This window comes from Sulfitobacter pacificus, assembly GCF_030159975.1.
Lineage (GTDB): Bacteria > Pseudomonadota > Alphaproteobacteria > Rhodobacterales > Rhodobacteraceae > Sulfitobacter > Sulfitobacter pacificus.
In genome coordinates, this window is the sequence record NZ_BSNL01000001.1 from 2,012,797 (window position 1) to 2,037,909 (window position 25,113).

At 57.9% G+C, this 25,113-nt stretch carries 32 protein-coding genes; 16 read left to right on the forward strand and 16 right to left on the reverse strand.

Annotated elements, in window-relative coordinates; translation table 11 throughout:
* Positions 1 to 15 precede the first annotated feature (15 nt).
* From QQL78_RS10035 to QQL78_RS10050, 4 genes are all read right to left on the reverse strand, one after another.
* Positions 16 to 696: an alpha/beta fold hydrolase gene (locus QQL78_RS10035; protein ID WP_284375532.1), complete on the reverse strand. Its 681-nt coding sequence runs from the start codon at positions 694 to 696 to the stop codon at positions 16 to 18.
* Positions 697 to 785: 89 nt separating this feature from the next.
* Positions 786 to 1,439 (reverse strand): hypothetical protein, encoded by a 654-nt coding sequence (locus tag QQL78_RS10040; RefSeq protein WP_284375534.1) that lies wholly within the window; start codon positions 1,437 to 1,439, stop codon positions 786 to 788.
* Between the two features lie 17 nt (positions 1,440 to 1,456).
* On the reverse strand, positions 1,457 to 1,885 hold the full coding sequence (locus QQL78_RS10045) for a VOC family protein (RefSeq protein ID WP_284373034.1): 429 nt from the start codon (positions 1,883 to 1,885) through the stop codon (positions 1,457 to 1,459).
* Positions 1,886 to 1,911: 26 nt separating this feature from the next.
* Positions 1,912 to 2,664 carry an alpha/beta fold hydrolase gene (locus tag QQL78_RS10050; protein WP_284373036.1) on the reverse strand — a complete coding sequence of 251 codons (753 nt, stop codon included), beginning with the start codon at positions 2,662 to 2,664 and terminating at the stop codon, positions 1,912 to 1,914.
* A gap of 113 nt (positions 2,665 to 2,777) precedes the next feature.
* On the opposite strand from QQL78_RS10050, the gene QQL78_RS10055 reads away from it, so the two are divergent.
* Together QQL78_RS10055 and QQL78_RS10060 are read left to right on the forward strand one after the other, a co-directional pair.
* Positions 2,778 to 3,524 (forward strand): ArsR/SmtB family transcription factor, encoded by a 747-nt coding sequence (locus QQL78_RS10055; RefSeq protein ID WP_284373038.1) that lies wholly within the window; start codon positions 2,778 to 2,780, stop codon positions 3,522 to 3,524.
* Positions 3,525 to 3,534: 10 nt separating this feature from the next.
* On the forward strand, positions 3,535 to 3,960 hold the full coding sequence (locus tag QQL78_RS10060) for an MAPEG family protein (RefSeq protein WP_284373040.1): 426 nt from the start codon (positions 3,535 to 3,537) through the stop codon (positions 3,958 to 3,960).
* On the opposite strand, the gene QQL78_RS10065 is transcribed toward QQL78_RS10060, so the two are convergent.
* Complete coding sequence (locus QQL78_RS10065; RefSeq protein WP_284373042.1) at positions 3,957 to 4,202, reverse strand: hypothetical protein; 246 nt, start codon at positions 4,200 to 4,202, stop codon at positions 3,957 to 3,959. The two genes, QQL78_RS10060 and QQL78_RS10065, sit on opposite strands and share 4 nt — an antisense overlap.
* Before the next feature lie 189 nt (positions 4,203 to 4,391).
* Here QQL78_RS10065 and thrS point away from each other — a divergent pair, with 189 nt between their 5' ends.
* From thrS to QQL78_RS10090, 5 genes are all read left to right on the forward strand, one after another.
* Complete coding sequence (gene thrS / locus QQL78_RS10070; protein ID WP_284373043.1) at positions 4,392 to 6,341, forward strand: threonine--tRNA ligase; 1,950 nt, start codon at positions 4,392 to 4,394, stop codon at positions 6,339 to 6,341.
* Between the two features lie 227 nt (positions 6,342 to 6,568).
* Positions 6,569 to 6,871, forward strand: coding sequence for a BufA1 family periplasmic bufferin-type metallophore (locus QQL78_RS10075; RefSeq protein ID WP_284373045.1), 303 nt, complete (start codon positions 6,569 to 6,571; stop codon positions 6,869 to 6,871).
* Positions 6,872 to 6,933: 62 nt separating this feature from the next.
* The gene (gene bufB / locus QQL78_RS10080; RefSeq protein WP_284375536.1) at positions 6,934 to 7,782 is read left to right on the forward strand and encodes an MNIO family bufferin maturase; all 849 of its coding nucleotides are present in this window, start codon (positions 6,934 to 6,936) and stop codon (positions 7,780 to 7,782) included.
* On the forward strand, positions 7,779 to 8,537 hold the full coding sequence (locus tag QQL78_RS10085) for an HvfC/BufC N-terminal domain-containing protein (protein ID WP_284373047.1): 759 nt from the start codon (positions 7,779 to 7,781) through the stop codon (positions 8,535 to 8,537). The genes bufB and QQL78_RS10085 overlap by 4 nt, the downstream gene beginning before the upstream one ends.
* Complete coding sequence (locus QQL78_RS10090; protein WP_284373049.1) at positions 8,534 to 9,076, forward strand: DoxX family membrane protein; 543 nt, start codon at positions 8,534 to 8,536, stop codon at positions 9,074 to 9,076. The genes QQL78_RS10085 and QQL78_RS10090 overlap by 4 nt, the downstream gene beginning before the upstream one ends.
* Before the next feature lie 29 nt (positions 9,077 to 9,105).
* Here QQL78_RS10090 and QQL78_RS10095 read toward each other — a convergent pair whose 3' ends face one another.
* The 6 genes from QQL78_RS10095 to thyX form a co-directional block, all read right to left on the reverse strand.
* Entirely contained in the window at positions 9,106 to 9,426 is a 321-nt protein-coding gene (locus QQL78_RS10095; protein ID WP_284375538.1) for an ArsC/Spx/MgsR family protein, read from the reverse strand.
* 259 nt (positions 9,427 to 9,685) lie between these two features.
* A complete protein-coding gene (locus QQL78_RS10100) occupies positions 9,686 to 10,882 on the reverse strand; it encodes a cytochrome P450 (protein ID WP_284373050.1) in 1,197 nt (398 codons plus the stop codon).
* Between the two features lie 78 nt (positions 10,883 to 10,960).
* Positions 10,961 to 11,272, reverse strand: a complete 312-nt coding sequence (locus tag QQL78_RS10105; protein WP_284373052.1) for a HigA family addiction module antitoxin — start codon at positions 11,270 to 11,272, stop codon at positions 10,961 to 10,963.
* Entirely contained in the window at positions 11,247 to 11,528 is a 282-nt protein-coding gene (locus QQL78_RS10110; RefSeq protein WP_284373054.1) for a type II toxin-antitoxin system RelE/ParE family toxin, read from the reverse strand. The genes QQL78_RS10105 and QQL78_RS10110 overlap by 26 nt, the downstream gene beginning before the upstream one ends.
* 258 nt (positions 11,529 to 11,786) lie before the next feature.
* A complete protein-coding gene (locus tag QQL78_RS10115) occupies positions 11,787 to 12,671 on the reverse strand; it encodes a DUF4238 domain-containing protein (protein WP_284373056.1) in 885 nt (294 codons plus the stop codon).
* Positions 12,664 to 13,572, reverse strand: a complete 909-nt coding sequence (gene thyX / locus QQL78_RS10120) for an FAD-dependent thymidylate synthase (protein ID WP_284373057.1) — start codon at positions 13,570 to 13,572, stop codon at positions 12,664 to 12,666. Before thyX ends, QQL78_RS10115 begins: the two co-directional genes overlap by 8 nt.
* 196 nt (positions 13,573 to 13,768) lie before the next feature.
* On the opposite strand from thyX, the gene QQL78_RS10125 reads away from it, so the two are divergent.
* The 6 genes from QQL78_RS10125 to QQL78_RS10150 all read left to right on the forward strand — a co-directional run bounded on the left by QQL78_RS10125 (position 13,769) and on the right by QQL78_RS10150 (position 18,697).
* Positions 13,769 to 14,851, forward strand: coding sequence for a hypothetical protein (locus tag QQL78_RS10125; RefSeq protein ID WP_284373059.1), 1,083 nt, complete (start codon positions 13,769 to 13,771; stop codon positions 14,849 to 14,851).
* A 9-nt stretch (positions 14,852 to 14,860) separates the two neighbouring features.
* The gene (locus tag QQL78_RS10130; RefSeq protein ID WP_284373061.1) at positions 14,861 to 16,249 is read left to right on the forward strand and encodes a surface lipoprotein assembly modifier; all 1,389 of its coding nucleotides are present in this window, start codon (positions 14,861 to 14,863) and stop codon (positions 16,247 to 16,249) included.
* 79 nt (positions 16,250 to 16,328) lie between these two features.
* Complete coding sequence (locus tag QQL78_RS10135) at positions 16,329 to 16,763, forward strand: VOC family protein (RefSeq protein ID WP_284373063.1); 435 nt, start codon at positions 16,329 to 16,331, stop codon at positions 16,761 to 16,763.
* Positions 16,730 to 17,461 (forward strand): DUF1194 domain-containing protein, encoded by a 732-nt coding sequence (locus tag QQL78_RS10140; protein ID WP_284373065.1) that lies wholly within the window; start codon positions 16,730 to 16,732, stop codon positions 17,459 to 17,461. Before QQL78_RS10135 ends, QQL78_RS10140 begins: the two co-directional genes overlap by 34 nt.
* On the forward strand, positions 17,458 to 18,168 hold the full coding sequence (locus tag QQL78_RS10145) for a DUF1194 domain-containing protein (protein WP_284373066.1): 711 nt from the start codon (positions 17,458 to 17,460) through the stop codon (positions 18,166 to 18,168). The genes QQL78_RS10140 and QQL78_RS10145 overlap by 4 nt, the downstream gene beginning before the upstream one ends.
* A gap of 79 nt (positions 18,169 to 18,247) precedes the next feature.
* Positions 18,248 to 18,697, forward strand: a complete 450-nt coding sequence (locus QQL78_RS10150) for a YHS domain-containing (seleno)protein (RefSeq protein WP_284373068.1) — start codon at positions 18,248 to 18,250, stop codon at positions 18,695 to 18,697.
* Positions 18,698 to 18,709: 12 nt separating this feature from the next.
* Here the strand turns inward: QQL78_RS10150 and QQL78_RS10155 are convergent, their stop codons facing one another.
* The 3 genes from QQL78_RS10155 to QQL78_RS10165 form a co-directional block, all read right to left on the reverse strand.
* A complete protein-coding gene (locus tag QQL78_RS10155; protein ID WP_284373070.1) occupies positions 18,710 to 19,210 on the reverse strand; it encodes a MarR family winged helix-turn-helix transcriptional regulator in 501 nt (166 codons plus the stop codon).
* An 86-nt stretch (positions 19,211 to 19,296) separates the two neighbouring features.
* A complete protein-coding gene (locus QQL78_RS10160) occupies positions 19,297 to 19,563 on the reverse strand; it encodes a succinate dehydrogenase assembly factor 2 (RefSeq protein WP_284373072.1) in 267 nt (88 codons plus the stop codon).
* Positions 19,556 to 19,954 (reverse strand): helix-turn-helix domain-containing protein, encoded by a 399-nt coding sequence (locus QQL78_RS10165; RefSeq protein ID WP_284373074.1) that lies wholly within the window; start codon positions 19,952 to 19,954, stop codon positions 19,556 to 19,558. The genes QQL78_RS10160 and QQL78_RS10165 overlap by 8 nt, the downstream gene beginning before the upstream one ends.
* A gap of 98 nt (positions 19,955 to 20,052) precedes the next feature.
* Between QQL78_RS10165 and QQL78_RS10170 the strand changes: the two genes are divergently transcribed.
* Both QQL78_RS10170 and QQL78_RS10175 read left to right on the forward strand, forming a co-directional pair.
* Entirely contained in the window at positions 20,053 to 21,255 is a 1,203-nt protein-coding gene (locus QQL78_RS10170) for a pyridoxal phosphate-dependent aminotransferase (RefSeq protein ID WP_284373075.1), read from the forward strand.
* A gap of 14 nt (positions 21,256 to 21,269) precedes the next feature.
* Positions 21,270 to 21,671 carry a hypothetical protein gene (locus QQL78_RS10175; protein WP_284373076.1) on the forward strand — a complete coding sequence of 134 codons (402 nt, stop codon included), beginning with the start codon at positions 21,270 to 21,272 and terminating at the stop codon, positions 21,669 to 21,671.
* 10 nt (positions 21,672 to 21,681) lie between these two features.
* Here the strand turns inward: QQL78_RS10175 and QQL78_RS10180 are convergent, their stop codons facing one another.
* Complete coding sequence (locus QQL78_RS10180; protein ID WP_284373078.1) at positions 21,682 to 23,052, reverse strand: MATE family efflux transporter; 1,371 nt, start codon at positions 23,050 to 23,052, stop codon at positions 21,682 to 21,684.
* 359 nt (positions 23,053 to 23,411) lie between these two features.
* Between QQL78_RS10180 and QQL78_RS10185 the strand changes: the two genes are divergently transcribed.
* A complete protein-coding gene (locus tag QQL78_RS10185; RefSeq protein ID WP_284373080.1) occupies positions 23,412 to 24,284 on the forward strand; it encodes an alpha/beta fold hydrolase in 873 nt (290 codons plus the stop codon).
* A gap of 112 nt (positions 24,285 to 24,396) precedes the next feature.
* Here the strand turns inward: QQL78_RS10185 and QQL78_RS10190 are convergent, their stop codons facing one another.
* On the reverse strand, positions 24,397 to 25,005 hold the full coding sequence (locus tag QQL78_RS10190; RefSeq protein ID WP_284373082.1) for a carboxymuconolactone decarboxylase family protein: 609 nt from the start codon (positions 25,003 to 25,005) through the stop codon (positions 24,397 to 24,399).
* Positions 25,006 to 25,113 lie beyond the last annotated feature (108 nt).

The window sequence follows — 25,113 nt, forward strand, 5'->3', positions numbered from 1 at the left end:
CCCCAGTTCCAGCCCCTATTGCAGAACCAGCGGTTGCCGCATCCAGTTGCGGATTGCTTCTGTGGTTTCGGCAGGTCTTTCCAGCGTGGGCAGATGCCCCGCATCCGGTATCACCACCAATTCCGCATAGGGGATCAGCTCTGCCATGAAACTATGGCGCTTGACCGGGCACAGCTGATCATGCTCACCACATAACACAAGGGCCGGCGTGCGGCATTTGCGCAGCACCGCCTGTTGGTCGCGCCGCCGCTGAAGCGCACGTGATTGACGAATAAACACCTCTGGGCCCAGCGTCTCGGCCATGTCCATCACCAGCTCCATCACCTCCCCCCGATAGGGGCCGGGGGCCAGATAATTCGGCTTCATCTCATCGCGCATCACCTCCAACAGCCGACCCGAACGGACCTTGACGATCTGCGGTTCACGGTTGGCTGCCACCACCGGCGTTTCCGCCAAAGGGTTGGTATCCATCAAGGCAATCCGCGATATGCGGTCCGGCGCGCGGCGCAGCAGCTCCATCGCGACAATCCCGCCCATGCTGAGCCCTGCAAGGGCAAACCGTTTGGGCAATAGATCCAGCAACCCCGAGGCGATTTCCTCGATCCGCTCCCCTTGGGTGACGGGGGCGACCATCACGGCCATATCCGAAGACAGTTCAGCAATTTGCGGGCCAAAAAGACGTGCGTCACACATCATGCCGGGCAGAAGGACCAAAGGTTCGTGCGTCAAGAGGTACACCGTTGAAATGACATGAAGAAATTGCTCCGCGCGGTTCGAGTGCCACCCTAGAGTATGGGCGGTCCATTTGCAGCATACGCTGGGGCCGCTGGGGGCCTCAACCCCCGAAACGGCGGGAAATCAGCATATCGTGCCCGGCGCTCCTCTGCCGTCTCATCCGCCGCTTCCCCTGCCCGCAGCAGCATGCCCCGGGGCGCAATATAGCTGGAAATAGTGCGCTGCGGATCGGGGCGCCAGACCAGATTAAGCGCGGCCAGCTTCGGGAAAAACCACATCTCTGAATAGGGCAGATGATCATGCAGCCACCAGGCCAGATCACGCCAGTCGCGCCCCTGATCATATTGATCCGCGAACCAGGGCACCACAATTGTTGCCCCCGCAACCGCCTGCGCCCCCTGCCCCCAATCCCAGATATGGCATTCCAAAGGGTTGTCGTTGCGGGCACAGTTCAGTTTGTTTTCATTGCCGTATCGGTTCAATGTCGGCGAGCGGTAGCCAGAGCGCAGGCCGATGCGGCCAAAGGTTTCCTCAAGCGGATCCAGCAAAAGCCTGCAATAGGCACGGCCATTCTCCAGCACCAGATCCGGGTTTTCGGGAATATTCGGGATGCCATGAAAGGCCGAAATCTCGGAATACATGAAATCGCGCATAAAGAAATATCTGGACAGACGTTGGCGGCCAAAGGTCTCAAGGCTCCACATGCCGGCCGGTTTGCGCATCAGCCAAATCCGTTCCAGCGAAACGCCCCATCCTCGCGCAATGGCGAAAACGGGTTATGCGCCACCTCCCAGATATGCCCTTCGGGATCTTGGAAATAGCCATGATGCCCACCCCAGAACACATCCGATGCCGGTTTCAGGATACGCGCCCCCGCCGCTTTGGCCGCGTCCAACACCGCCGCCACTTCGGATTTTTCTGAAACGTTATGGCCAAGGGTCATCGCCCCGTGGCCCAGCTCTTGCACATCAACACCCATGTCTTCGGCCAGCTTTTCGATCGGATAAAGACCCAAAGTCTGGCCAATCAGATCATAGGCAACCACCCCATCCTGCGTCTCCACACGTTGCCAGCCAAGCGCATCGTAAAAGGCAGCCATGGTTGTCATATCCTGCACCCCAAGGGTGATAAGCGAGATTCTCTGCTGCATTAGATGCGCTCCTTTAAGACTTGTATTCAAAGGCTTGCCTGCTCCACTTCATCTATCGCCTTTGCAATCAGCCCCAGACATGGCCCGTCAGAAAACCGGTGATCCGCATCCTTGACCAGACGCAACTGCATGTCCGGCCCCGTGGCATGTTCCAACAGGCGCACAGCGGTTTCCACGCTGACCGCCGTATCTGCCGTACCTTGCAGGAAACGCACCGGGAAAGGCAATGCCAGCGGGCTGCGCAGGACCAATTGGTCACGCCCGTCCTCGATCATTCGCTTGGTGATGACATAGGGCTCCATATAGTCAGAGGGCAGCTCGACATGCCCGACCTCTTCCAGGGTCTGCTTCTGCGCATCCGAAAACCCTGCCCAATAGCCGTCTTCGGTGAAATCAGGCGCGGCGGCGATGGTGACCAACCCTGCTACCCGTTCGGGCATGGCCCGTGCCAGCAAAAGCGCCTGCCAGCCCCCCATCGATGAGCCTACAGGCAGGATCGGCCCATCGGTCAGCGCCGCCACCGCTTCGGCCGTGTCTTCAGCCCAATCGCCGATGCAGCCCTCGGTAAATTCACCAGACGATTCGCCATGGCCGGAGTAGTCAAACCGCAGGAACGCACGCCCCTGCTTCTTTGCCCATTCCTCCAGAAACACCGCTTTGGTGCCCTGCATGTCCGATTTTAAGCCACCTAAAAACACCACCCAAGGCCCGCGCCCCTCTGTACGATGATACGCGAGCTTGCGCCCTTGTTTTGTTGACAAAAATGATGGCTCACCCATGGGTGTCTCCTTGTTTTTTCGCAATCATGCGCCCGCATCTGCCCAAGTTCAACAGTCGGATTTAATATGTAACTCACTTGTCACGTGACTATTTAGCCACCTATAAGGATGATATGGACGCAGTTTTCAAAGCCCTTGCCGATCCGGCCCGCCGCACCCTGCTGGACGCCCTGCGTCAAAAGGACGGGCAAAGCCTGCAAGAGCTGACCGAACTGCTGGAGATGACCCGTTTTGGCGTGATGAAACACCTTGGTGTGCTGGAATCCGCCGGGCTGGTCGTGACCCGCAAGAAAGGGCGATTCAAATATCACTATCTGAACGCCGTGACCCTGCAACAAACCATTGATCGCTGGATTGAGCCGATGCGCGCAAAACCAGTGGCCCGAGCAGTGCTGGACCTCAAATCAACCCTAGAAAGGAACCACCTGATGACCAAACCCGATTTCATGATGCAGACCTTTATCCGCTGTACGCAGGACGCCCTGTGGGATGCGCTCAGCGATCCGGCCAGCATGGCGGCCTATCACTTCATGTGCGAACGTGTGGAGGGCGAGGCCGTCGAAGGCGGCGCGCTGACTTGGATTCTGCCCGATGGCAACAAAATGCTGACGCAGCGCCCGACCAAGGTGGTTCCCAAAACCCGCATCGAAGCGGAGTTTGAACCGCATTTCTTTGGTCCTGACGCTCCGGGTTCGCGGATGGCCTTCATCATCGAGCCACAGGGAGATATCTGCAAACTGACCATCGAACATTATGATGTCCCCGAAGGGCAGCAGGGGGTTGGCGAAGGCTGGGCGCGCCTTGCCGCATCGCTCAAGTCATGGCTGGAAACCGGCACTGCCCTGAAAATGGCGATGTAGGGAGAAACCGATGGAAACCTTCCCGACAGAGCTTGGCATTTTGACATGCCTCACCCTTTTTGCCGCATCGATGTGGATCCCCTATATTGTAGGGGTGGTGCGTAACCCCCTGCCCGAAGGCGCACCGGATACGTTTTTGCGCCCCGGAAACCTGAACGAACTGCCCGCATGGGTCCACCGTGCCCATCGCGCACATCTGAACCTACTTGAGCAATTTGTGCCCTTTGCAGTGCTGGTGCTGATCCTTGATCGCGTCAACGGATTCACATCGCTGACCTATTGGGTCGCGATCCTGTTCTTCTGGGTGCGCATTGCCCATGCGGTGGGCATGATCACCGGCTGGGCCCGCATGCCCCTGCGCCCGATGCTGTATAACATCGGCTGGGTCTGTTGCCTGCTGCTGGGCTATGCCGTCTTTGCCAGCCGGATGGCTTAGCCGCTGACGTAGGTCGATGTTTTGGGCCGGTAAAAGATCTTTTGATCATGCAGCCGGCCCAGCAACTCTTCACCATTGCGCTGATCTTGTTCGATCACACGGATCGCTTCGATGCCCGCCAGATCTTCATCACTCAGCGCGCGGCGCATCTTGCACAGCTCGCGGCCGCGTGCGCGCAGCGCCTCTTCGATCAGATCGACATCCTCAATGGTCAGCTGGAACGTCCGGTTATAGCTTTGCATCCTGTGATCCCCCAACGGTGCATGTCAGCGCAGCTGCCGACCTATGTGTCGTAAATACTTCATGACCCGTCGCAGTCAACACATAGATTTGTCCCTCTTGACCTGACCGGCAAGCCGCGCCACAAGACCGCCACATATAACCCGCAACCGGGCGTCTCGTGGGCGCCAAACTGACGAGGAGGCCCATTGATGGCTCAAATCTCACTCACCCTTCCTGATGGCAATGCACGACAGTACGACGCAGGTATCACTGCGGGCGAAGTCGCGGCCGACATCTCCAAATCCCTTGGCAAAAAGGCGATCAGCGCCACCGTAAACGGGGCGCATTACGATCTGGCATGGCCGATCGACGCAGATGCCGACATTGCCATTCACACCATGGCTGACGAAGAGCAGGCCAATGAGCTGGTGCGTCACGATCTGGCCCATATCATGGCCCGCGCGGTGCAGGAAATCTGGCCCGATACCAAAGTAACCATTGGTCCGGTGATCAAGGACGGCTGGTATTATGACTTTGATCGTGCCGAATCCTTCACCCCCGAAGACCTTGGGGCCATCGAGAAAAAGATGAAGGAAATCATCAATAAACGTGATGAAGTCCGCACCGAAGTCTGGGACCGCGCCCGCGCGATCAAACATTATGAAGACAACGGTGAGCCCTATAAGGTGGAGCTGATCGAGGCCATTCCCGGCGATGAACCGCTGCGCATGTATTGGCACGGCGACTGGCAGGACCTCTGCCGCGGCCCGCATTTACAGCATACCGGGCAAGTGCCCGGTGATGCCTTCAAGCTGATGTCGATTGCCGGTGCCTATTGGCGCGGCGACAGTGACCGCGCCATGCTGCAACGCATTTACGGTGTCGCTTTCACCGGCAAGGAAAAACTGCGCGCACATCTGAATATGCTTGAGGAAGCGGCCAAACGCGACCACCGCAAGCTGGGCCGCGAAATGGACCTCTACCATATGCAGGAAGAGGCCCCCGGTCAGGTCTTCTGGCACGCCAACGGCTGGCTGATCTATACCCAGCTGCAAGATTACATGCGCCGCAAACAACGCGCAGGCGGCTATGTCGAGGTCAACACACCGCAGGTTGTGGACCGCAAGCTGTGGGAAGCCTCGGGTCACTGGGAAAAATATCAAGAAAACATGTTCATCGTCGAAGTGGACGAGGAGCATGCCCGCGAAAAGGCCGTGAACGCCCTGAAGCCGATGAACTGTCCCTGCCACGTACAGATTTTCAACCAAGGCATGAAGTCCTATCGCGACCTGCCCCTGCGCATGGCCGAATTTGGCTCCTGCAACCGCTATGAACCGTCCGGTGCCCTGCACGGCATCATGCGGGTGCGCGGCTTTACACAGGATGATGGCCACATCTTCTGCCGCGAGGACCAGATTGAGGAAGAAACCGCGATCTACATCGAATTCCTGCGCAGCATCTACAAGGACCTCGGGTTCGAAAACTTTAAGGTCAAATTCTCGGACCGCCCCGAGACACGTTCAGGATCAGACGAGGTTTGGGATAAAGCGGAAGAGGCATTGCTGTCCGCCACCCGCAAAGCCGGGATCGAACCAGAGCTGAACCCCGGTGAAGGTGCGTTTTATGGCCCGAAACTGGAATTCGTCCTGACCGATGCCATCGGACGCGACTGGCAGTGCGGCACCCATCAGGTTGATTTCGTCCTGCCCGAGCGGCTGGACGCAACCTATGTCGGGTCCGACGGCGGCAAGCACCGCCCCGTCATGCTGCACCGCGCGACACTGGGCTCGTTTGAGCGTTTCATCGGCATCCTGATCGAGGAACACGCTGGTAAGCTGCCCTTCTGGTTGGCACCGCGCCAAGTTGTCGTGGCCTCCATCACCTCCGAAGCGGACGACTATGTCACGGAGGTCGTCGAGACCCTGAAAGCCGCAGGCGTGCGCGCCGAAGCTGACATGCGCAACGAAAAGATCAACTATAAGGTCCGCGAACATTCTGTTGGCAAAGTGCCGGTCATTCTGGCCGTCGGTGCACGCGAAGTTGAGGAAAAGACCGTTTCTGTCCGCCGTTTGGGGCAAAAACAAACATCCGTTCAGGCGCTGAGTGATGTTGCCCGGGAATTGGCGGTTGAGGCCACACCGCCTGACCTGCGCGCGTAAACCGGCTGTAATATTTCGACAGGTTCGGCAGATTACAACGCTGCCGGACCTGCAAAATCTGTAACAAACCGTGACAGTTGCAGTAGATTCCCGTAATATTAGCAATGTTTCGGGCAAAAAACCTGACAGGATCGTGACACACTTGCTCGTGAATGGATTTATCATTCACTGGGTGTTTTAGTGTCCTCATCACCCTGTGACCCTAATGAACAAAGAAGGAAGATCACATGTCTAACGTAATGAAATCAGTCGCCATCGCCGGTGCCGTTGCTGCCGCAATGACAGCACAGACAACAGCCGCCGATGCCGCATCAAAAGAAAAATGTTATGGCGTTTCCCTGGCTGGTGCAAACGACTGCGCCGCCGGCCCCGGCACAACATGTGCTGGCACTTCCGTCACCGATTATCAGGGCAACGCCTGGACTTTGGTTGACGCAGGCACCTGCGAAGAGATCGAATTGCCGGAGATGGCAGACGGCACAGAGCGGACAGGCTCGCTTGAAGCACTTGATCGCGACCTGCCTGCATAAGCCCGTTCACCTTGGGCGGATTTCCCGCCCAAGGTCCCCCGTTCAAAGAGGATCAGATGTTCATGCTTGACACCTCCACCCGCTTTGACCGCCTGCCAAACGCCATTGGCGTGGGATATAAACCACAACATTTCAATGACTTGCGATCCGATCCCGGCCCAGTGGCATGGGTCGAGGTCCATGCCGAAAATTACATGGGCGACGGCGGCCGCCCGCTTGCACAGCTTGCCGCCCTATCCGAACAATTCGCCATTTCTGTACATGGTGTCGGCCTGTCTATCGGCGGCGAGGCCCCGCTTGATACCTCCCATCTGGCCCGCCTGAAAAAACTGTGCGACTGGATCAAACCGGCCAGTTTTTCCGAACACCTGGCATGGTCCACCCATGGCAGCGAATTTCTGAACGATCTGCTGCCCCTGCCCTATACGCCGGCGACATTGACGCGCGTGGCGGATCACATCAATCAGGTTCAGGACGTTCTGGGCCGTCAAATGTTGCTGGAAAACCCGTCAAGCTACCTAGCCTTCGCAGAATCCAGCTTGTCGGAAACCGACTTTCTAGCTGAAGTTACCCACAGAACCACCTGTGGTCTCTTGCTGGATGTGAACAATGTGTTCATCTCCGCGACCAATCTGGGCCTCAGCCCGGAAGCCTATATAGATGCCTTCCCAACGGACAAGGTCGCAGAGCTTCACGTCGGCGGGCATGATGAGGATCAGGATGACCACGGGGCCACCCTGTTGATCGACAGCCATGGCAAACCCGTTGTTGACCCGGTCTGGACCCTTTTGGAATATACGCTGGCGCAGACCGGCCCGGCACCGGTCTTGATCGAATGGGACAATGACGTCCCGGATTGGCCGACCCTGAAAGCCGAAGCCACCCGCGCGGCACTTGCGTTGACCACGTGACAGATCAGACCACCTTTCGCGCAGCCCTGCTGGACCCTACTGCCCCGGTGCCGCAAGGGCTTACTGACGGCGCTTCTGGGCCCGCTGGCAAGCGCTATGCGGTCTATCGCAACAACGTCACCAGCTCGCTAATCGAGGCGATGAAAACCGCCTTTCCCTTGGTTGGCAAACTGATCGGTGCCCAGAATTTCGCCCAGCTCGCCCGTCTCTTTGTGCGCCAGCACCCGCCCTCTTCTCCGCTGATGATGTTCTATGGCATTGAATTTCCTGAGTTCCTGGAAACCTTCACGCCACTTTCACATATTGCCTATCTGCCCGATGCTGCACGCCTGGATCTGGCCTTGCGCCAGTCCTATCACGCCGCAGATGTCGCCCCATTTGACCCCAGCGGCTTTGAACTCCTGTCGCCTGAGGCTCTGCTCACCGCGACGCTTACCCTCGCGCCTGCCACGATCATCCTGCGATCCGCTTGGCCACTTTTCGACATCTGGGCCTATAACCAAAACCGCGATGTCGGCAAACCGCGCAATGCCGCACAGGATATACTGATCACACGTCAAACGTTTGATCCTGCTCCGCATCTACTTCCCACCGGGGCCGCCCAGTGGCTTGCTGAACTTGATGCCAAGGCAACTTTCGGGGCGGCCCATGATGCGGCAACGGCCACCGCCCCAGATTTCGATCTATCTACAAGCCTGGGCCTAGCACTTAGCACCGGTGCTTTCGCCACATTGAACCATAAGGACCTGACATGACTGCACTTTTGTCCCTTTATGCCACTATCGTCGCCAAACTTGAGCGCGCCGATTGGCTCTTGCCCACCGTGGCGCGTTTCCTCTTCGCAGCCATCCTGCTGGTCTATTTCCTGAATTCTGGCCTGACAAAACTTGGCGAGGGTTTTTCCGGGATCTGGACACCATCAGTCGGGGCCTATGCGCAGATTTTCCCACGCGTGTTGGAGGCTGCCGGTTACGACACTGATGCGCTCTCCTTCTTTCATAAAATCATAGTACTTGCAGGGACTTGGGCCGAGTTCATCCTTCCCGTGCTGATTGTTCTGGGCCTGTTGACCCGGCTTGCGGCGCTGGGGATGATCGGGTTTGTCACCGTACAATCGCTGACGGACATTTACGGCCATGGCGCGACAGATGCGCTGGGTGCGTGGTTCGATCGCTTTCCCGACGCCGTCATCCTCGACCAGCGCGCCCTTTGGGTTTTTCTCTTACTGGTGCTGGTGATCAAAGGGGCCGGGCCATTGTCTTTTGACCGTGCCCTGGCATCAAAATCCGGGTAAAATCGCAGGGCGTGCCTGCGGCTATGCAGTTAAAGCAGAGCTTTAACTTCCGCCTCCACCTCTTTGTTCCATCCTAGAAAAAGCTGATTGTTCAAGCTGAGTAAAGGGCGCTTCATCAAGGCCGGATGGGATTTGATAAGGTCCAGCGGCGCGGCCTCGCGCTGCTGGGCATCAAGCCCCCGCCATGTGGTTGAACGGGTATTCAACAACGCTTCGCCAAACTGCTCGAAGGCGGTCGCAAGGACCTCATCCGGCACACCATCCGCGCGCACGTCACATAGCTGAGCCTGCGGCAGCGCCTTGAGCGCCTTACGACAGGTATCGCAATTCTTGAGCCCGTAAATAACCACCATCGCCCCTTCTCCAAAAGCTGATGTGACGGAACTTACAGCATTTTAACCAGTGGAAAACCGCGAAAATGCAAAGGCTGCGCGCAAAGACGCATCCGCCAGCCACTCAACCAAGAAATGGTTTAGCAGCAGAGCTTTACGCGCAGCTTTCGCTGCCCGGCGATCCCCCTCAGCTATGCCAAAGACGTCTTTCTAAGCAGGCCGGCATCATACAGTCAGCTGTCGAAACTGGCGCCCCATGTGGGGTGCCTCCAGTTTTCTAAACCTCACCAGCGACAAGCTGCGCGGGGAGTGCGGAGTAGCCGTGGAACCGGATACGGCCACCGGCGACCCGCTTGTCGGAGAGAGAGTATTCAGGATAGCGGCGCAGGAAACGTTCAATCGCGATGCGCCCCTCCATGCGGGCGAGGGTCAGGCCGACACAGACATGCGGCCCGCCAGCAAAGGCCAGGTGCCGGTTGGGATGACGGGTGATGTCAAATTCGGACGGATTATCAAACACTTCCGGGTCCCGATTTGCCGCACCGATACAAAGGTGAAGATTGGTCCTAGGCGGAATTTCACAGCCCCCAATCGTCACAGCAGCAGTGGTTTCACGGTTGCCGAACTGGTTGGGGGAGCGCAGGCGCAGCACCTCCTCCACGCAGGTATCAATCAGGGTGAAGTCATTGAGAAGTCTGGACTTTTGGTCAGGGTGATCATGCAGCAAGGCAAAGCCGTTGCCGATCAGATTGGTGGTGGTCTCATGGCCCGCGTTCAGGATGAAAATACAGTTCTGGATCAGCTCAATCTCTGTCAGCTGCCCCTCGGTATCCCCGGCGATGAGACGGGTCAAAACATCCGTATCAGGATCCCCTGGCGCGGCACGGCGGCGGGCGATAAGGTCTTGTAAATACGCCTTAAACTCACTGACCGCACGATGCCCAAGGGAGAGTTGTTCCGGGGTCAGCGTCGGCTCCAAGGCACCAAGGATCGCAAGCGACCAATCCCGCAGCGGGGCGCGTTCGGACATCGGGATATCAAGCAGGTTCCCGATGATCTGAATCGGGATGGTGGAGGCGAAATCTTCAATCAAATCAGTGTCTTGCGGCATGCCATCAAGTAATCTGTCCACTGTCGCAATCAGCCCCGGCTCCATTCGGGCCAAGGCGCGCGGCGTCAGCGCCGATGTCATGATCCGGCGCACCCTCGTGTGCAGCGGCGGATCGTTGAAAACAAGGCTGGTGGTGTGATGTTCAAACAGCGGCGACCCTTCGCCGAACTTGGGCGCAAAGGCTTGTTTTTTATCGGAAATATAGGTGGATGTATCGCGGTAGATGGCGTTCAGATCGGCGTGTCTGGTGATGAGGTACGAGCCGTCAGGCTGCGCCATGACGGGGCTGTTTTGCAGCCAGTCATCATAATGGGGAAAGGGGTTTTCGATGAAACCGGCGGGGGGATTGGCGAGGTCAAACATGCGGTGAGTTTGGGGGTTTTAGAGGGGGGTGTCTAGCGTACACCCCCTGTGCACCCCCGATGCACCGGGTGGTGCATGCTATTCAGCAGCGATCACCTGCACAGCGCGCGCCTTTTCGGCCAGCGCATTATCGCGGCGGGCGCGGTCCAGATCATAGGTGGTTTGCAGGTTCAGCCAGAACTCCGGTGAGACATCGAATGCAGCGGCGAGCAGCAGGGCGGTGTCAGCGGTCACCGATGAAGTACCCGCGATGATCCGCGTGATGCGGTTAGCGGGCACGCCGAGGCGCTTGGCAAAGGCGGTCGCGCTGAGGCCATGGGGGGCAAGAAATTCTTCCGACAGGATTTCGCCGGGGTGGATCGGGTCAATGGTAATCACAGATTTCGACATCGTAGGCGTCTCCTTGGTCCCAGCGGAAACAGATACGCCACTGGTCGTTGATACGGATTGAAGATTGCCCGGCGCGGTTGCCCTGAAGTTTTTCGAGGCGGTTGCCGGGTGGGTTTGTGAGGTCGCGATATTCGCTGGCGGCATGCAGCATCAGGAGTTTGCGCTTGGCTTGGCGGGCAAAGGGGCGGAACTGACGGGCCGCTTGACCGTCGATGTGCAGGGCGCAGGTGTGTTTGCAGGCGAAGGTTTTGATCATGACGGTACGCGGTACGTATCATGGATTGGACGTGGTGTCAATTCGGAATTTGAGGTGTGGCTTTGCGGCAAAGGACGGCGCTTGGACCTCGGGGTGGGTGCGAAGCGCCCTCCCCATGGGGGAGGTCCGGGCGCTGTCCGGCGGTGCCGGACGTGTTTTGGGGTTCGGGTGGGGTTATCGCAGGCGGTAAGTCGGCTGAGATTTCGGAGCTATTGGGTTACGCCTTATTGCCCCCGATCATCATAATCGATTGTAGAGTTACCGCGGGTTTATTACTGACTGAAGAAGACTTTTAGAGTGTGACGCAAGTTGACTGCTATTTCGCATACCGAACAAGTTCACTTCACGGACTTTCTCATATTGAATCTCGTTAACTCCAACAAAATTTCTTTGTGGGTCACGCAGTAGGATAAGTACGTGCTTCGGAGAAATTGGCATCCAAACTTCCATTTTCGGATTTCTAAAACCATTTTTTTCTCGGTTACCAACTCGATGCAAAGCACATCCAGGAAGTATAAAGGACGCTTTTGTTTTGCTACTACCAAACCGAACGTGGAAATTTTCAAGCTCGGCGTCCACCCGTGGCGAAGTTTCCAGTTGCCCCCTGACCCTGATGTCTCTTCCAAATTTCCTCAATTGATATCGATCTTCAGCTTGCTTCCGAAGCTCCTCAATCTCAGCTGGATCGATTTGGTCAGTCGGCTTTATTTCATCCAAAATATCTTGAAAGTATTGGCGACCGATTTCTTCTTCGCCGTCGGGGATTATGGAGCGTTCGACGAAGTTAGGGTTCCGCTTTAACATCGAAAACACAACAGATATAAGGTCTTTTTCTGTCCCCCTCTCAAGGCGCGGCACTTTTCCTACGGACAGGAGGGGTATACACTCCTTCAAGAAAATACCTAAAAAATCGTCGATCGGTCCGAAATGACGGCGCTCGACGACGTCTGACAACTTACCACCTTGAAGCACCGTATAGTAATCTTTCTCTTGAAATACCGATTTTGTATTTCGCGGTTCGGGCTCGGTAAAGCGACCAGAATGTCCGAGTTCTGAAAACCACACCTGGCCGTTTTCGTCCGTAAAGTACTTCTGTAGCCCTTGCGGAATATAGTGGTGACGCTTCGAACGCTTTTCAGCCACCAACAACCCCCATAAACTCCCGCCATTCCCCCTTGGACATCCCAGACGTCTCCTGCGTCACCTCTTCCCCCGCGATCATGCGGCGCACGCAGTCGAGCGCCTTGCCGGACATGGTCGCACCGCCCAGACGGTAATCCTCAAACGCGCCATAGGCGGCAGGCACCCAATCCGCGACCACCTTACAAATCGCGTCGGCGTAAACCCTTATTTCATACTGTGCATGTTTATCTGCCCGCAGGCGCAAGAAATGAAACAGGTTATGGAGGTCCACTTTCCAGTACCATTGGGTATAAATGTTCGCAGGCAGGTTCATGCGGGCGAGCTCGCGGGCGAGGCCGTCTTGCCCGTCTTGCGAGATCATGGATTCGTAATTGTCATAGGCCCGCGTCGAGTCTGACTTTAGGATTTCCAGAACTCTCGCCGCTTCCTCGCCCTCCAGCACGCCGCCCCTGCCCTGATTGTTCACAACCGACTGCGCGTTGATATGTTCCGGCGCGGGGATATAGAATTCGCGGTCAAGGATCGAATAGCGGGCGGAGTATTCGTTGACGTTGGCAGTGCGGTGGCGGATCCACTGGCGGGCGACAAAGACGGGCAGTTTGACGTGCAGCTTGATCTCGCACATCTCGAACGGGGTCGAATGCCAGTGGCGCATGAGGTAGCGGATCAGCCCCTCGTCGTTCTGCACGGATTTGGTGCCCTTGCCATAGGAGACACGCGCGGCCTGACAGATGGCGGAATCGTCGCCCATATAGTCGATGACGCGGATGAACCCGTGGTCCAGCACGTCATAGGCTTTGTAGAGATGCGCCTCCATCCCCGGTACGGTGGCACGCAGGGTTGGCGTTGTTTGACTGCGCAGTTCGTCAATTTCAGCTTGTTGTTCGGGTGAGAGAGGCATGGGCGGCGTCCTTGGAAAGTGTCTGGGATTCGGCCCCCACTATATCTGGAGGTATGCAAAGCAGGAACAGCCATATGGGGTAATGTGTCCCGAAAACATATACCGGAGGTTATTCGGTGATTTTCGAGAGGAGCCGTTGACAAAGGGGCGCTGTTCTTGGGATTGTTCCTGGAATTTACGACACAGGCAGGCAATCATGAAAATCAACGCAGCGGGGCTGTTGCTCTGTACATTTCTTGTTGGGTGCGGCGGCGGAGATGCCCCCTTTGGCGAGGATGCCACGGATTCCGGCACCGATGGCGGCACTGGCACTGGCGGCGACGTGGGTGACGGCACCGGAATCATTCGTGAAGGTTTGCCACCGGGCACGGCCTCTCCCGCGCCAGACTCGCGCATCGTGCGCTCTGAACCTACCGAAGCGGAAGGTGGCAATCTGGGTGACGGCTCTGCCACCGGCATCCGCTATGACGGGGACACGGATGTGTTTACGGTTGATGGCCTGGCCTTTGACGGTGGCAACCGCTATGCGCGTGGCGTAAACGTCAGCAGCCTGAATGGTGAATTCGCCGTCTATGAGGCGTTCCAGCAATTCCCCGACAGTTCAAATGACGAGCTGATCAACCAGTTCACCCATCGCGCGATTTATGGTGTCAGCCGGAACCTTGATTCCGAGGGCAACCCGCAGACGCAGTTCGCGATTGTGCGCACGGGTGCCTATATCCCTTACGGCTTTGGTGGATTTGTATATCAGCGCGAAGGCTCAGTGGAGCTGCCCACAGGCGGGCAAGCTGTGTTTAACGGCAGAAGCGCGGGTTTGCGGGATTATGACGGCAGTGGAGGTTTGGAGTATTCAACCGCAAATGTGGAAATCGCCATTGATTTTGAGTCCTTCAATGCCTCCAGCGGTGTGCGCGGTGACGCTGTGCGCGGCACCTTCTCGAACCGACGGGTCTATGACGTGAACGGGGCTGATATCACCGATACAATCGTCGGCCGCATCAACGCCAAGAACGACGCCAGCCTGGGCAGTATTCCAGATGCGCGTTTTGAAGTTGGGCCGGGTGTCATGGATGCAAATGGTGAGATCATCGGGAACGTCTTCAGCAACTTTGTCGACGAAAACGGGCGGGTTCGGGAATATGAATCCGGTAAGTATTACGCGATTGTATCCGGTGATGACACGAATGAGATTGTCGGGGTCCTTGTGACGGAAAACACTGCCGAGCTTGATAATGTCACGGTAAGAGACACCAGCGGCTTCATCGTTTACCGCGACTAGGCCGTTTAAATGGTCTGGCATAAACTGCGGGTTTTAGGGGCAACGGTTGCCCTTGGCAGTCTCCTCGCCCTTGGCGGGGGGGCAGTTGCGCAGGACGTCCTGACAGTTGAGGAGATGCGCATCGCCGCCGGGCAGAGCCTGAAGGCGGGCAAGTCCGCACAGGCGGAGGCACTGGCGCAAGCCTTGCTGGGGCGTGACAGGAACGATCTGACCGCCCTGCTGATCCGGGGGCGCGCGTTGCGTGACCTTGGGCGCTTGACCGAAGCGCGCCAGATGATGCGCCGCGCCTGGCGTCTGTCCAACAATGTAGCGGATAAGTACGCCGCCGCCCTGATCACCGCACAGGTTCTTTCATCACAGGGCAAACGCACCCGCGCCCAGCTTTGGCTGCGCCGTGCTGCGCAACATGCGCCCAACGATGCATTGCGGGCACGGGCCGAACGTGACTTTGGCTATGTGAAACAGCAAAACCCGTGGAAAACGGATCTGACGTTCACCTTCGCGCCCAATTCCAATATCAACAACGGCTCTGCCCGCGACCGGTCACGGCTGAACTATGCGATTTCAGAAATTCTGTTTGGCGAACCAATCGAATATGATCTGACCGCAGAGGCGCAGGCCATCGCGGGTATTGAAATCGGCGGTGCGGTGCGATCGCGCTACCGGTTTCACCAAACGCCGGATACCGCCCATGATGCGAAATTCGCGCTTTCCTATCGGACCTTTAGCATCACGGATGATCTGGGAGACTCTGACGTCAGCGGGTCGGATTTCGCGTTTGGCAGTGCTTCGCTGGGCTATGGTTATCGCCGGTTTGTGCTGGATAAAAAGGGCGAATTTGCTGCGGATGTCGAAGCCGGGCAAAGCTGGTATGGCGGCAATCGTTATGCGAGTTTCCTGCGCACCCAAGTGCAGCAATCCCTCTATCTGTCGCCCCGCCAGCAATTGCGTTTTGGCGGTGAAGCCGAACGCCAATGGGGACAAGCCACGTCTGACCGGGATCTTATCGGCCTGTCCGCCAGCATCACACAGGCTTTTGCCTCGGGGAATTCGGGCTTTGCGGGGCTGTACCTGACCAGCACCCAATCCCCCGATGCCAATATCGAATATTCCGAAGTACGTCTTCGCACCGGGCTTGCCTTACGAAAACCGGTAATGGGCGCGCAGATACAATTCGGACTGGGGGCAAGCTGGCGCGAGTATGATGTTTCGCGCGACTCCCGTGACGGGCGGCAGGACAAACGTATTTTTGCGGATGTTACAGCGACCTTCAAGGACATCGATTACTACGGGTTCAACCCTGCACTGACCCTGTCAGCCTCCCGGACCAACAGTAATGTCGGGCTGTATGACGTGAACCGTGTTGGCCTAAGCATCGGGATTAAATCCGCTTTCTAGCGGTCAACTTATAGCGAGTGGCTGGCAACGGCAGATGGCTATGATAAGCTTGGGGAAATGTTGACCCAAGGAGCTTCACATGCCGATTAAATTCCTGCACACGATGGTGCGCGTCAAAGATCTTGATGCCTCCATCGCCTTTTACAAATTGCTTGGACTGGTCGAGCGCCGCCGCAATGACTATGAGCAAGGCCGCTTTACGCTGGTGTTCCTTTGCCCGCCGGGCATGGATGACGGGCATGCGGATGTTGAGCTGACCTATAACTGGGATGGCGATGATGCGCTGCCCAGTGACAGTCGTCACTTTGGTCATCTGGCCTATTCGGTGGATAATATTTACGAGACCTGTCAGCACCTTATGGACAATGGTGTGACGATCAACCGTCCGCCACGTGATGGGCGGATGGCCTTTGTCCGCAGCCCTGACAACGTCTCGGTCGAGCTGTTGCAGCAGGGGGATGCGCTGGAACCGGCAGAGCCATGGGCCAGCATGGAAAACACCGGTCACTGGTGAAAACTGCCGCCGCCCTTGTTAGCATGCTTATTGCCGTATCGGGGGCGGCGGCGGCAGAATGCCGTCTGGCATTGGTTTTGGCGCTGGATGTGTCCAGTTCGGTTGACCCGACAGAGGATGCCTTGCAACGCGGCGGTGTGGTGGCCGCATTGACCGCGCCAGAAGTTGCGGATGCGTTTTTCGCCACCGACCAGCCGGTTGCGCTGGCCATCTATGAATGGTCAGGGCGGCAACAACAGGACATCCTGCTGGATTGGACGTTGATCGACGGCCCCCGCGCCCTGATCGAAGCGGCGGAAACCCTTGCCGGGACAAGGCGCGGACATGCGGATTATCCTACTGCGATGGGGCATGCGCTGGGTTTTGGCGCGCGTCTGTTAGAAGCAGCACCGCCCTGCACCCGCCACACCTTGGACATGGCAGGTGATGGGCAAAACAATGAGGGTTTCGGCCCGCAGGATGCCTATAACGCCTATCCGTTTGACAGGGTAACAGTGAACGGGCTGGTGGTGAACGCCGGGGATTTCGAGGGCGAACTGGGGTTGATCCCGTTTTACCGCGCCGAAGTCCTGCACGGGCCGGGGGCCTTTCTGGAAATTGCCAATGGGTTTGCCGATTACGAGCGTGCGATGCGGCGCAAACTGGTGCGCGAGGTGATGCCGGTGGTGATCGGGCAGCTGGACGGGGCGCGCAGATGATACGGGCCTTGGCCTTGGCCGCGGCTATGGTCCTTGGGGCGACAGTGGTCGCGGCAGAGTGTCGGCAGGCGCTGGCGCTGGGGCTGGATGTGTCGGGATCGGTGGATGCGCGGGAATATCGGTTGCAGATGGATGGTCTGGCCACGGCGTTGAACGCAGCAGAGGTGCGCGAGAAACTGATGATGATGCCTGCCGCACCGGTCAGGGTGATGGTGTTTGAATGGTCCGGGCCTGCGGATCAGGCGGTCGTTGTGCCCTGGACAGAGATCAGCAGCTTGGCGGCACTGGACGGGGTGATCGCAACCCTGAGGGCGACCGAGCGGCGGGATGCCAGCCCCGGCACGGCGCTGGGGGTGGCGATGAATGAGGGTGAATTGCATTTACGCGCGCAAGGGGAGTGTTGGAAACGCACGCTGGATCTGTCGGGTGATGGGAAATCCAATCTTGGGCCCCCTCCCCGTGACATGCAGGCCCGGCTGGCGCGCAGCGGGATCACCATCAATGCATTGGTGATTGGGGTCGACGACCCCGATACGGATGACATCCGGCAGGCCGAGATTGCAGAGCTGTCGTCCTATTTCCGTGCTGAGGTGCTTCTGGGGCCGGATGCATTTGTGCAAACTGCGCTTGGGTTTGGCGACTATGCCCGCGCCATGACGCAAAAGCTGGTGCGAGAGCTGGAAGGTCTGGTGCTGTCAGCGCGTTAGGACGGGGCTGTCACAGGATTGTGCATTTGGGCGCGGTCGACAGGATGGTATTTGGCGGCATGCCTTGAAGGAGCGTGTAATGCTTGATTTGACCCGCCGTTCATTTGTCACCGCCGCCGCCAGCCTGTGTTTGATACGGCCTGTTTTTGCCGGCGGGCACCCTGTTTCGAGGGGTCGGGACGGCGTGGCCATTCAGGGGTATGACACCCGCGCCTATTGGAGCGATGGGCAGGCAGCGAAAGGTGCAGAGGCACATCAGGTCGCCTGGAATGGGGTAGCATGGCATTTCGCAACAGAAGAAGACGCCGCGATGTTTGCTGCCGCCCCTGCCCGTTATGCCCCGCAGTTTGGCGGGTTCTGCACCCGTGCGATGTCATTTAAGAAAGTGGTGGATAGTGACCCGGAGGTCTGGCGCATTTTCGAGGGGAGGCTTTACCTCTTTGCCCAACCCAAGGGTGGCAAGGCGTTTGACAAAGATGCCAGCGCAATCATCGCCAAGGCGCAGGCCCATTGGGACACCCTTGGCTAACGCGCGGGCGGATCAATAGATATAGCGGATCTGATCGGTCCAGTACCGCTCCATCCGTTTCAGCGATCCGGTGATTTCGGAAATGCCGTCCTGTCCCAGCACCCCTTTATCACGCAGGCCATCAGCGTGACGTTCAAACAGATCTGCAACCACATCGCGGATATTGCGCCCTTTCTCTGTCAGGCGCACCCGCACTGAACGGCGGTCAATCTCGCACCGCTGATGGTGCATATAGCCCATTTCAACCAGTTTTTTCAGATTATAGCTGACGTTGCTGCCTTGATAATAGCCGCGGCTTTTCAATTCGCCAGCGGTCACCTCATTGTCACCGATGTTGAACAGCAGCAGCGCCTGCACCGCATTGATTTCCAACGCGCCGACGCGTTCAAATTCATCCTTGATCACGTCCAGCAACAGGCGGTGCAGCCGTTCCACCAATGACAGCGCTTCGAGATAGCCGATCATAAAATCGTTGTTTCGAGCGCTTTGCCCGATGGGGTGTTGAATACTCATCCAAGGTCTCCGACTCATTTGTTGAGCCAGAACCTGAAGAATAAAACAGAATATTTCGTTAAACCGTGACGGTGCCCCGCCCCCCGCTATTTCAACGGGGCGAAATCCGCAGCGATTTCGGCAATCAGCCCGGAAAATTCGGCGGGCGCCGGTTGCTGGCCAGTGACCCATTGATAAAGATCATGATCATTCTCGTTCAGCATGGCGTCATAACGATCAAGCCCTGCATCCGTCATCTGCGCCAGATTGCGATCCGCAAAAGAGGTCAGGATCAGGTCCATTTCCTTGATCCCGCGCCGGATGGAACGCATGTACAGACGTTTGATCTTATGCTCCCGCTGTTCCTCAGACATGTTGCGGTGCCTCAAGTGCCAGACGCAGACGTTTTTCCAGACGGCCCAGGTTTTCGACATTCACCAGCATCTCGGCCCGCAACAGACGGATATCAGTCAGGATCGTCTGCATGTCTTCGCCAAGGCTTTCAACGTCTTGCGGGGCTTCGATGCCCTCTCCCTCGCTGTTGATCAGCCACATCATCGAAACATTCAGCAACCCGGCGAGGATCGACAGACGGTTGGCGCGCGGTTCGGACCGGTCTTCCTCCCAGGCGCGCAGGGTGGCCAGTTTGACCCCCAGCCGTTTGGCCAGCACTCCCTGGCTCATGCCGGCGCGTTCGCGGGCGGCCGCAACACGGTCGCCAAAGGTTGCGGCTTCGGGGCTGTACCAGTCGGTTTCATTGGTCATCGCTTTGTCTCTCCTTTTTGGTCACGCTCAATGCGCTTGAACGGCGCAGAGGTGGACCCTATGAGTGTACCTGAACCCATAACGCTCTGAGGCCCAGAATGGAACTGCTCTCCGCAACGCTTGATCGTGTCAAACCTTCCCCAACCATCGCTGTTTCCAACAAAGCCGCCGAATTGAAGGCCGCAGGACAGGATATTATCGGCCTTGGTGCCGGTGAGCCGGATTTTGATACGCCGCAGAACATCAAGGATGCGGCGATTGCGGCGATCAATGAGGGCAAGACGAAATATACCGCCGTGGACGGCATCCCCGAGCTGAAGCAGGCGATCTGCGCCAAGTTCAAACGCGACAATGATCTGGACTATAAACCGTCACAGGTCAGCGTCGGTACCGGCGGCAAGCAGATCCTGTATAATGCACTGATGGCAACGCTGAACGAAGGCGACGAGGTGGTCATCCCCGCCCCCTATTGGGTCAGCTATCCCGATATGGTCTTGTTGGCCGGTGGCACACCGGTGATTGCTGAAGCCTCCTTGCAGACCGGGTTCAAGCTGACAGCGGATCAATTGGAATCGGCGATTACGGATAAAACCAAATGGCTGATCTTCAACTCCCCCTCGAACCCGACTGGTGCGGGTTATACCTGGGAAGAGCTGAAACAGCTGACGGATGTATTGCTGCGCCACCCGCATGTAATGGTGATGACGGACGATATGTATGAGCATCTGGTCTATGATGATTTCAAGTTCTGCACCCCTGCACAGGTTGAGCCACAGCTTTATGACCGCACGCTGACAGTGAATGGCGTGTCCAAGGCCTATGCGATGACGGGCTGGCGCATTGGCTATGCCGCCGGGCCGGAAAAGCTGATCGGGGCGATGCGCAAGGTGCAATCGCAATCCACCTCCAACCCCTGTTCGGTGAGCCAATGGGCCGCAGTCGAAGCCCTGAACGGCACGCAGGATTTCATTGCCCCCAACAACGAAATGTTTGCCCGTCGCCGTGATCTGGTGGTGAAAATGCTGAACGAGGCCGAGGGCATCCGCTGCCCGGTGCCGGATGGTGCATTCTATGTCTACCCATCAATTGCAGGCTGCATTGGCAAGACCTCGGCGGCGGGTGTGAAGATCACCGATGACGAGGTTTTTGCCACAGCACTGCTTGAAGAGACCGGCGTGGCGGTGGTGTTCGGCGCGGCATTCGGCCTTTCACCCAACTTTAGAGTGAGTTACGCTACCTCCGATGCAGCCTTGACGGAGGCCTGCACCCGCATTCAGACATTCTGTGCGGGTCTGACGTAACAGGAGGCGCAGGCATGTCTGCGGAATTGCCAGAATATTACTTCCGCGTCCGTGAAAACGGCGCTGCGGTTTTTCGTGTCGATACGGAAAACCGCCAGCGCCGGATCGAGATGGATCAGATCGCGGTGGTGAATATCAAAAACGGCGAGATCAAGCCGCATGGTGACCGCAGCCTCTCCGAAGAAGACCGCACCACCATCCAGAACTGGATGGCCGAACGCATGCAGGTGCTGGCGCAGCGCGACATTGATGATATCTTTCGCGCGGTGGACTATATGAACCTGACCACGCAATGGGTCCAGTCCAAGGCCAGTAGCGAACAGCTGGAGGCGGTGACGGACCAGTTGTTGTTGGCGATGCACGATCTGCGCAGCACCCTGGTGCGCAAAAAGGCGGATCGGTTGCTTAAGAAATAGGGCTGCCGGCTTAGGCTGGCTGCATCGTTTTGCGCAGGCCCGGCAAGGTGAATTTCCAGAACCTTAGGTTCAGCAGAATAGCGGCAAAGGCCAGCCCGATCACCAGCCCGGCCCAGACACCGATACCGCCCCAGCCCAGCACAAACCCCAACAGATAGGAACAGGGCACGCCCAGCCCCCAATAGCTGAACGCAGCCATCCACATGGGGATATTGGTGTCCTGCACCCCGCGCAGCACGCCCAGGGCAATCACCTGTGCCCCATCGACCAGCTGGAACAGGGCCGCCATCGCCAGAAGCCCCACACCCACGGCCAGAATTTCCGCCCGCGCCGGTTCGTTTTCCTGCATGAAGAGCAGGATCAGCGGTTCCGGCCAGATCACAAATACCGCAATTGTCGCGGCAGCAAACACCACTGACATCACGGTGACCAAAGCCGCACCACGTGCCATATGCAGCGTATCCCGCCGCCCCAGCGCATTGCCCGCGCGGATTGTCGCCACGTTGCTGAAGCCCAGATGCACCATGAAGGTGATCGAGGCCAGCTGCATCACAATGCCATGCGCCGCGAGAGGGATTGTGCCCAGCCAGCCCATCATGACTGCCGCAGCCGCAAACAGCCCCACTTCGCTGAGGGTGGTCAGCCCGATGGGCAGGCCCAGCCGGAACACCCGTGCCAACATCTGCCAGTCCGCCCGCCAGAAGCGTACAAACAGCTGATGTTGTGGCACCACCACCAGAATATAGATCACCACCCCGACAAGCGAGACAAGCTGTGTTGTGACCGAAGCAAGAGCCGCCCCGACGATGCCCAGCTCGGGTGCACCCCAATTGCCGAAGATAAAGGCGTAATTGGCCAGCGCATTCACTGCAGCGGCCAGCAGGGTGATGCCCAGCACCACCTGCGTGCGTTCAAGTGCCGCCAGATAGGATTTCAGCACCATCACCAGAAGCGCTGGCAGGATGCCCCAACCAGCCACTGCCAGATAGGCGGCCGCCTGTTGCGCCACCGCCTCGCCCTGTCCCAGAAGCCGCAGCAAAGGTTGCGAGAATATCAGCACCGGCAGCGCCAGCACCCCAAAGGCCAGCGACAGCCACAAGCCCATTCGAGTGGTGCGCCGGATTGCAACCTCATCCTCTTCCGCGGCAAAGGAGGCGACCATGGGCATCACCGCAAAGGCAAAGCCGGAGCCAAAGATGAACAGCACAAAGAAACATGTGCCTGCCAAGGTGACCGCGGCCAGTGCTTCGACAGAATACCAACCGATCATGACCGTATCGGTCACTGTGATGGCGATTTGCCCAAGGTGCCCGCCAATCAGCGGCAAGCCAAGGGTCAGGACAGCGCGGATGTGTCCCGGATATGTCATTTGAGTGCTCATAAGTTAGGCATACGCCCGCGCGATACCAAGGGAAAGGGGGCTGACGCAGGAAACTGAAGGGCGGTAGAAATCCGGCGGCATTTTCCCGCCATACGTGCTGCCGCACGGCGGTCTTGTGGGGGGTGCCCGGCATTGCCCACATTGCGCGGATCACGCCCTGCGCCGTAACGGAACACCCTGCCCGGCCCGGTTCAGCGTTGTCAGCGGGGACAGCGATATGGTTGAGTGGCACCACAAGGCGGTGATGTGGACCCGGTGGACAGTATACCATGTTGAGCTCTGCAATGCCGCGATTGCAAGCCGGTGCAGGCGATCCGCCATTACCCGCGCCTGTCGGCAAAAGTGCAAAGGACCCGCAAATGAATGCCCCCAGAACCGAAATACGCGCGTTGAATGGCCAGCCTTTCTTTGTCCGCCATTGGGGGGATGACAGCCTGCCGAAGCTGTTGATGCTGCACGGGTTTCCTGAATATGGCGGGGCATGGGCACAGCTTGCCCCGCTGCTGTCGAAACGTTTTCATTGCATCGCACCGGACCAGCGCGGCTTTGGTCAAAGCTGGGCCCCTGCCGAGGTATCGCAATATGCTACCTCAAAACTGGTGGCAGATATGGCGGCGCTGATCGGCGATGCGCCGGTTCATGTGCTGGGCCATGACTGGGGGGCGGCGGTGGCCTATGGGCTGACGATGTTCCGCCCGGAATTGGTGGAAAAGCTGATCATCATGAACGGTGTGCATCCGGTGCCGTTCCAGCGCGCGTTGGCCAAGGGCGGCGCACAGGCGGAGGCCTCGCAATATATCCACTACCTGCGCAGCGCGGGGGCCGAAGAGCGTTTGGCAGAGGATAATTTTGCCAAGCTCTCCACCTTGTTTTCCGCCAATATGGATCACGCTTGGGCAGATGCCGCCACCGCTGCCGCCTATCGCACGGAATGGGGCCGTCCGGGACGGATGCGGGGCATGCTCAACTGGTACCGCGCATCCCCCTTGGTGGTGCCAAAGGTGGGTGAGGTCGCGCAGATGCCCGATCTGCCGCTGGACAGGCTGATGGTGCGCTGTCCGCATCTGTTGATCTGGGGTGCCAATGACACCGCGCTATTGCCAGAAGCGACGGAGGGGTTGGAGGATTTCGCGTCTGACCTTACCCGGGTGGACATCGCGGGGGCAGATCATTGGCTACATCATCAGCAGCCGGAAGCCGTGGCGGAAGCGATCCTTGACTGGGTTGCGTGAATACCGGGACCGCAGGGGGTGGTGGCGCAGGCGCTGGGATAAATCCCGGCATACGCCGGGGCGGTAATCAGCTCTATGGGTGTTGGCGTGGGGTGACGGGATAAATCCCGCCCTACGCGTGGCCCCAGTCATCGGGATCGTCATTGTTGCCGGGACTAAGGCCGATCACATCGCCCTGAGTTGAACAGCCCAATCCCAGTACAGTGCGGTTGGCATAGGAAAAATACGCGCTGACCTGATTGATCTCGAGGATTTCGCCATCTTCCCAACCGGCATCGCGCAACGCCTGTACATCACTCTGTACCATGTCCTGCGGTGCCACAGTCAGCTTTTGCGCATAAACCAGCGCCGCCTGTTCACGCGCATCCAATGGGGTCGCTGCAATATCGCGCGCCTCGATCCCGGCCCGCAACGCATCTGCCCGCGTCTCATCACGCAGCAGGCGCTTAAGACCGGCAAAGTGATGCTCCACACAATAGGAACAGGCATTCAGCGACGAAACCCAAACGCCCAGTGTTTCCAGAAACCACTTTGGCACCGCATTGTCCTTGTGATGCAGCACATATTTGTAGATCGCCATATGCCCTTCCATCGTATGCGGGCGCAAGGAGTGCATCATCATGATGTTATCAACATTATTATTGGGGCCGGTCACCCGTTTATAAAGATCGCGCAGCTTGCCGGTGGCAGCGTCGAAAGGGATGGTTTTGATCCAGGGCATGGCGGGTTCCTTGTTGTTCTGCCGCGACAGGACCGCGAAACGCGGATCGCTGCAACTGCTTTTTACGCGGCAGAGGGTATGCAAACCTGTGGATGAACCCAGAAGCGT

Excerpts from the sequence above, each read along its gene's own strand:
- QQL78_RS10035 (WP_284375532.1), bottom strand. The coding sequence starts at position 696 with ATGATGTGTGACGCACGTCTTTTTGGCCCGCAAATTGCTGAACTGTCT.
- QQL78_RS10040 (WP_284375534.1), bottom strand. The coding sequence starts at position 1,439 with ATGTGGAGCCTTGAGACCTTTGGCCGCCAACGTCTGTCCAGATATTTC.
- QQL78_RS10045 (WP_284373034.1), bottom strand. The coding sequence starts at position 1,885 with ATGCAGCAGAGAATCTCGCTTATCACCCTTGGGGTGCAGGATATGACA.
- QQL78_RS10050 (WP_284373036.1), bottom strand. The coding sequence starts at position 2,664 with ATGGGTGAGCCATCATTTTTGTCAACAAAACAAGGGCGCAAGCTCGCG.
- QQL78_RS10055 (WP_284373038.1), top strand. The coding sequence starts at position 2,778 with ATGGACGCAGTTTTCAAAGCCCTTGCCGATCCGGCCCGCCGCACCCTG.
- QQL78_RS10060 (WP_284373040.1), top strand. The coding sequence starts at position 3,535 with ATGGAAACCTTCCCGACAGAGCTTGGCATTTTGACATGCCTCACCCTT.
- QQL78_RS10065 (WP_284373042.1), bottom strand. The coding sequence starts at position 4,202 with ATGCAAAGCTATAACCGGACGTTCCAGCTGACCATTGAGGATGTCGAT.
- thrS (WP_284373043.1), top strand. The coding sequence starts at position 4,392 with ATGGCTCAAATCTCACTCACCCTTCCTGATGGCAATGCACGACAGTAC.
- QQL78_RS10075 (WP_284373045.1), top strand. The coding sequence starts at position 6,569 with ATGTCTAACGTAATGAAATCAGTCGCCATCGCCGGTGCCGTTGCTGCC.
- bufB (WP_284375536.1), top strand. The coding sequence starts at position 6,934 with ATGCTTGACACCTCCACCCGCTTTGACCGCCTGCCAAACGCCATTGGC.
- QQL78_RS10090 (WP_284373049.1), top strand. The coding sequence starts at position 8,534 with ATGACTGCACTTTTGTCCCTTTATGCCACTATCGTCGCCAAACTTGAG.
- QQL78_RS10100 (WP_284373050.1), bottom strand. The coding sequence starts at position 10,882 with ATGTTTGACCTCGCCAATCCCCCCGCCGGTTTCATCGAAAACCCCTTT.
- QQL78_RS10105 (WP_284373052.1), bottom strand. The coding sequence starts at position 11,272 with ATGTCGAAATCTGTGATTACCATTGACCCGATCCACCCCGGCGAAATC.
- QQL78_RS10110 (WP_284373054.1), bottom strand. The coding sequence starts at position 11,528 with ATGATCAAAACCTTCGCCTGCAAACACACCTGCGCCCTGCACATCGAC.
- thyX (WP_284373057.1), bottom strand. The coding sequence starts at position 13,572 with ATGCCTCTCTCACCCGAACAACAAGCTGAAATTGACGAACTGCGCAGT.
- QQL78_RS10125 (WP_284373059.1), top strand. The coding sequence starts at position 13,769 with ATGAAAATCAACGCAGCGGGGCTGTTGCTCTGTACATTTCTTGTTGGG.
- QQL78_RS10130 (WP_284373061.1), top strand. The coding sequence starts at position 14,861 with ATGGTCTGGCATAAACTGCGGGTTTTAGGGGCAACGGTTGCCCTTGGC.
- QQL78_RS10135 (WP_284373063.1), top strand. The coding sequence starts at position 16,329 with ATGCCGATTAAATTCCTGCACACGATGGTGCGCGTCAAAGATCTTGAT.
- QQL78_RS10140 (WP_284373065.1), top strand. The coding sequence starts at position 16,730 with ATGGGCCAGCATGGAAAACACCGGTCACTGGTGAAAACTGCCGCCGCC.
- QQL78_RS10145 (WP_284373066.1), top strand. The coding sequence starts at position 17,458 with ATGATACGGGCCTTGGCCTTGGCCGCGGCTATGGTCCTTGGGGCGACA.
- QQL78_RS10150 (WP_284373068.1), top strand. The coding sequence starts at position 18,248 with ATGCTTGATTTGACCCGCCGTTCATTTGTCACCGCCGCCGCCAGCCTG.
- QQL78_RS10155 (WP_284373070.1), bottom strand. The coding sequence starts at position 19,210 with ATGAGTATTCAACACCCCATCGGGCAAAGCGCTCGAAACAACGATTTT.
- QQL78_RS10160 (WP_284373072.1), bottom strand. The coding sequence starts at position 19,563 with ATGTCTGAGGAACAGCGGGAGCATAAGATCAAACGTCTGTACATGCGT.
- QQL78_RS10165 (WP_284373074.1), bottom strand. The coding sequence starts at position 19,954 with ATGACCAATGAAACCGACTGGTACAGCCCCGAAGCCGCAACCTTTGGC.
- QQL78_RS10170 (WP_284373075.1), top strand. The coding sequence starts at position 20,053 with ATGGAACTGCTCTCCGCAACGCTTGATCGTGTCAAACCTTCCCCAACC.
- QQL78_RS10175 (WP_284373076.1), top strand. The coding sequence starts at position 21,270 with ATGTCTGCGGAATTGCCAGAATATTACTTCCGCGTCCGTGAAAACGGC.
- QQL78_RS10180 (WP_284373078.1), bottom strand. The coding sequence starts at position 23,052 with ATGAGCACTCAAATGACATATCCGGGACACATCCGCGCTGTCCTGACC.
- QQL78_RS10185 (WP_284373080.1), top strand. The coding sequence starts at position 23,412 with ATGAATGCCCCCAGAACCGAAATACGCGCGTTGAATGGCCAGCCTTTC.
- QQL78_RS10190 (WP_284373082.1), bottom strand. The coding sequence starts at position 25,005 with ATGCCCTGGATCAAAACCATCCCTTTCGACGCTGCCACCGGCAAGCTG.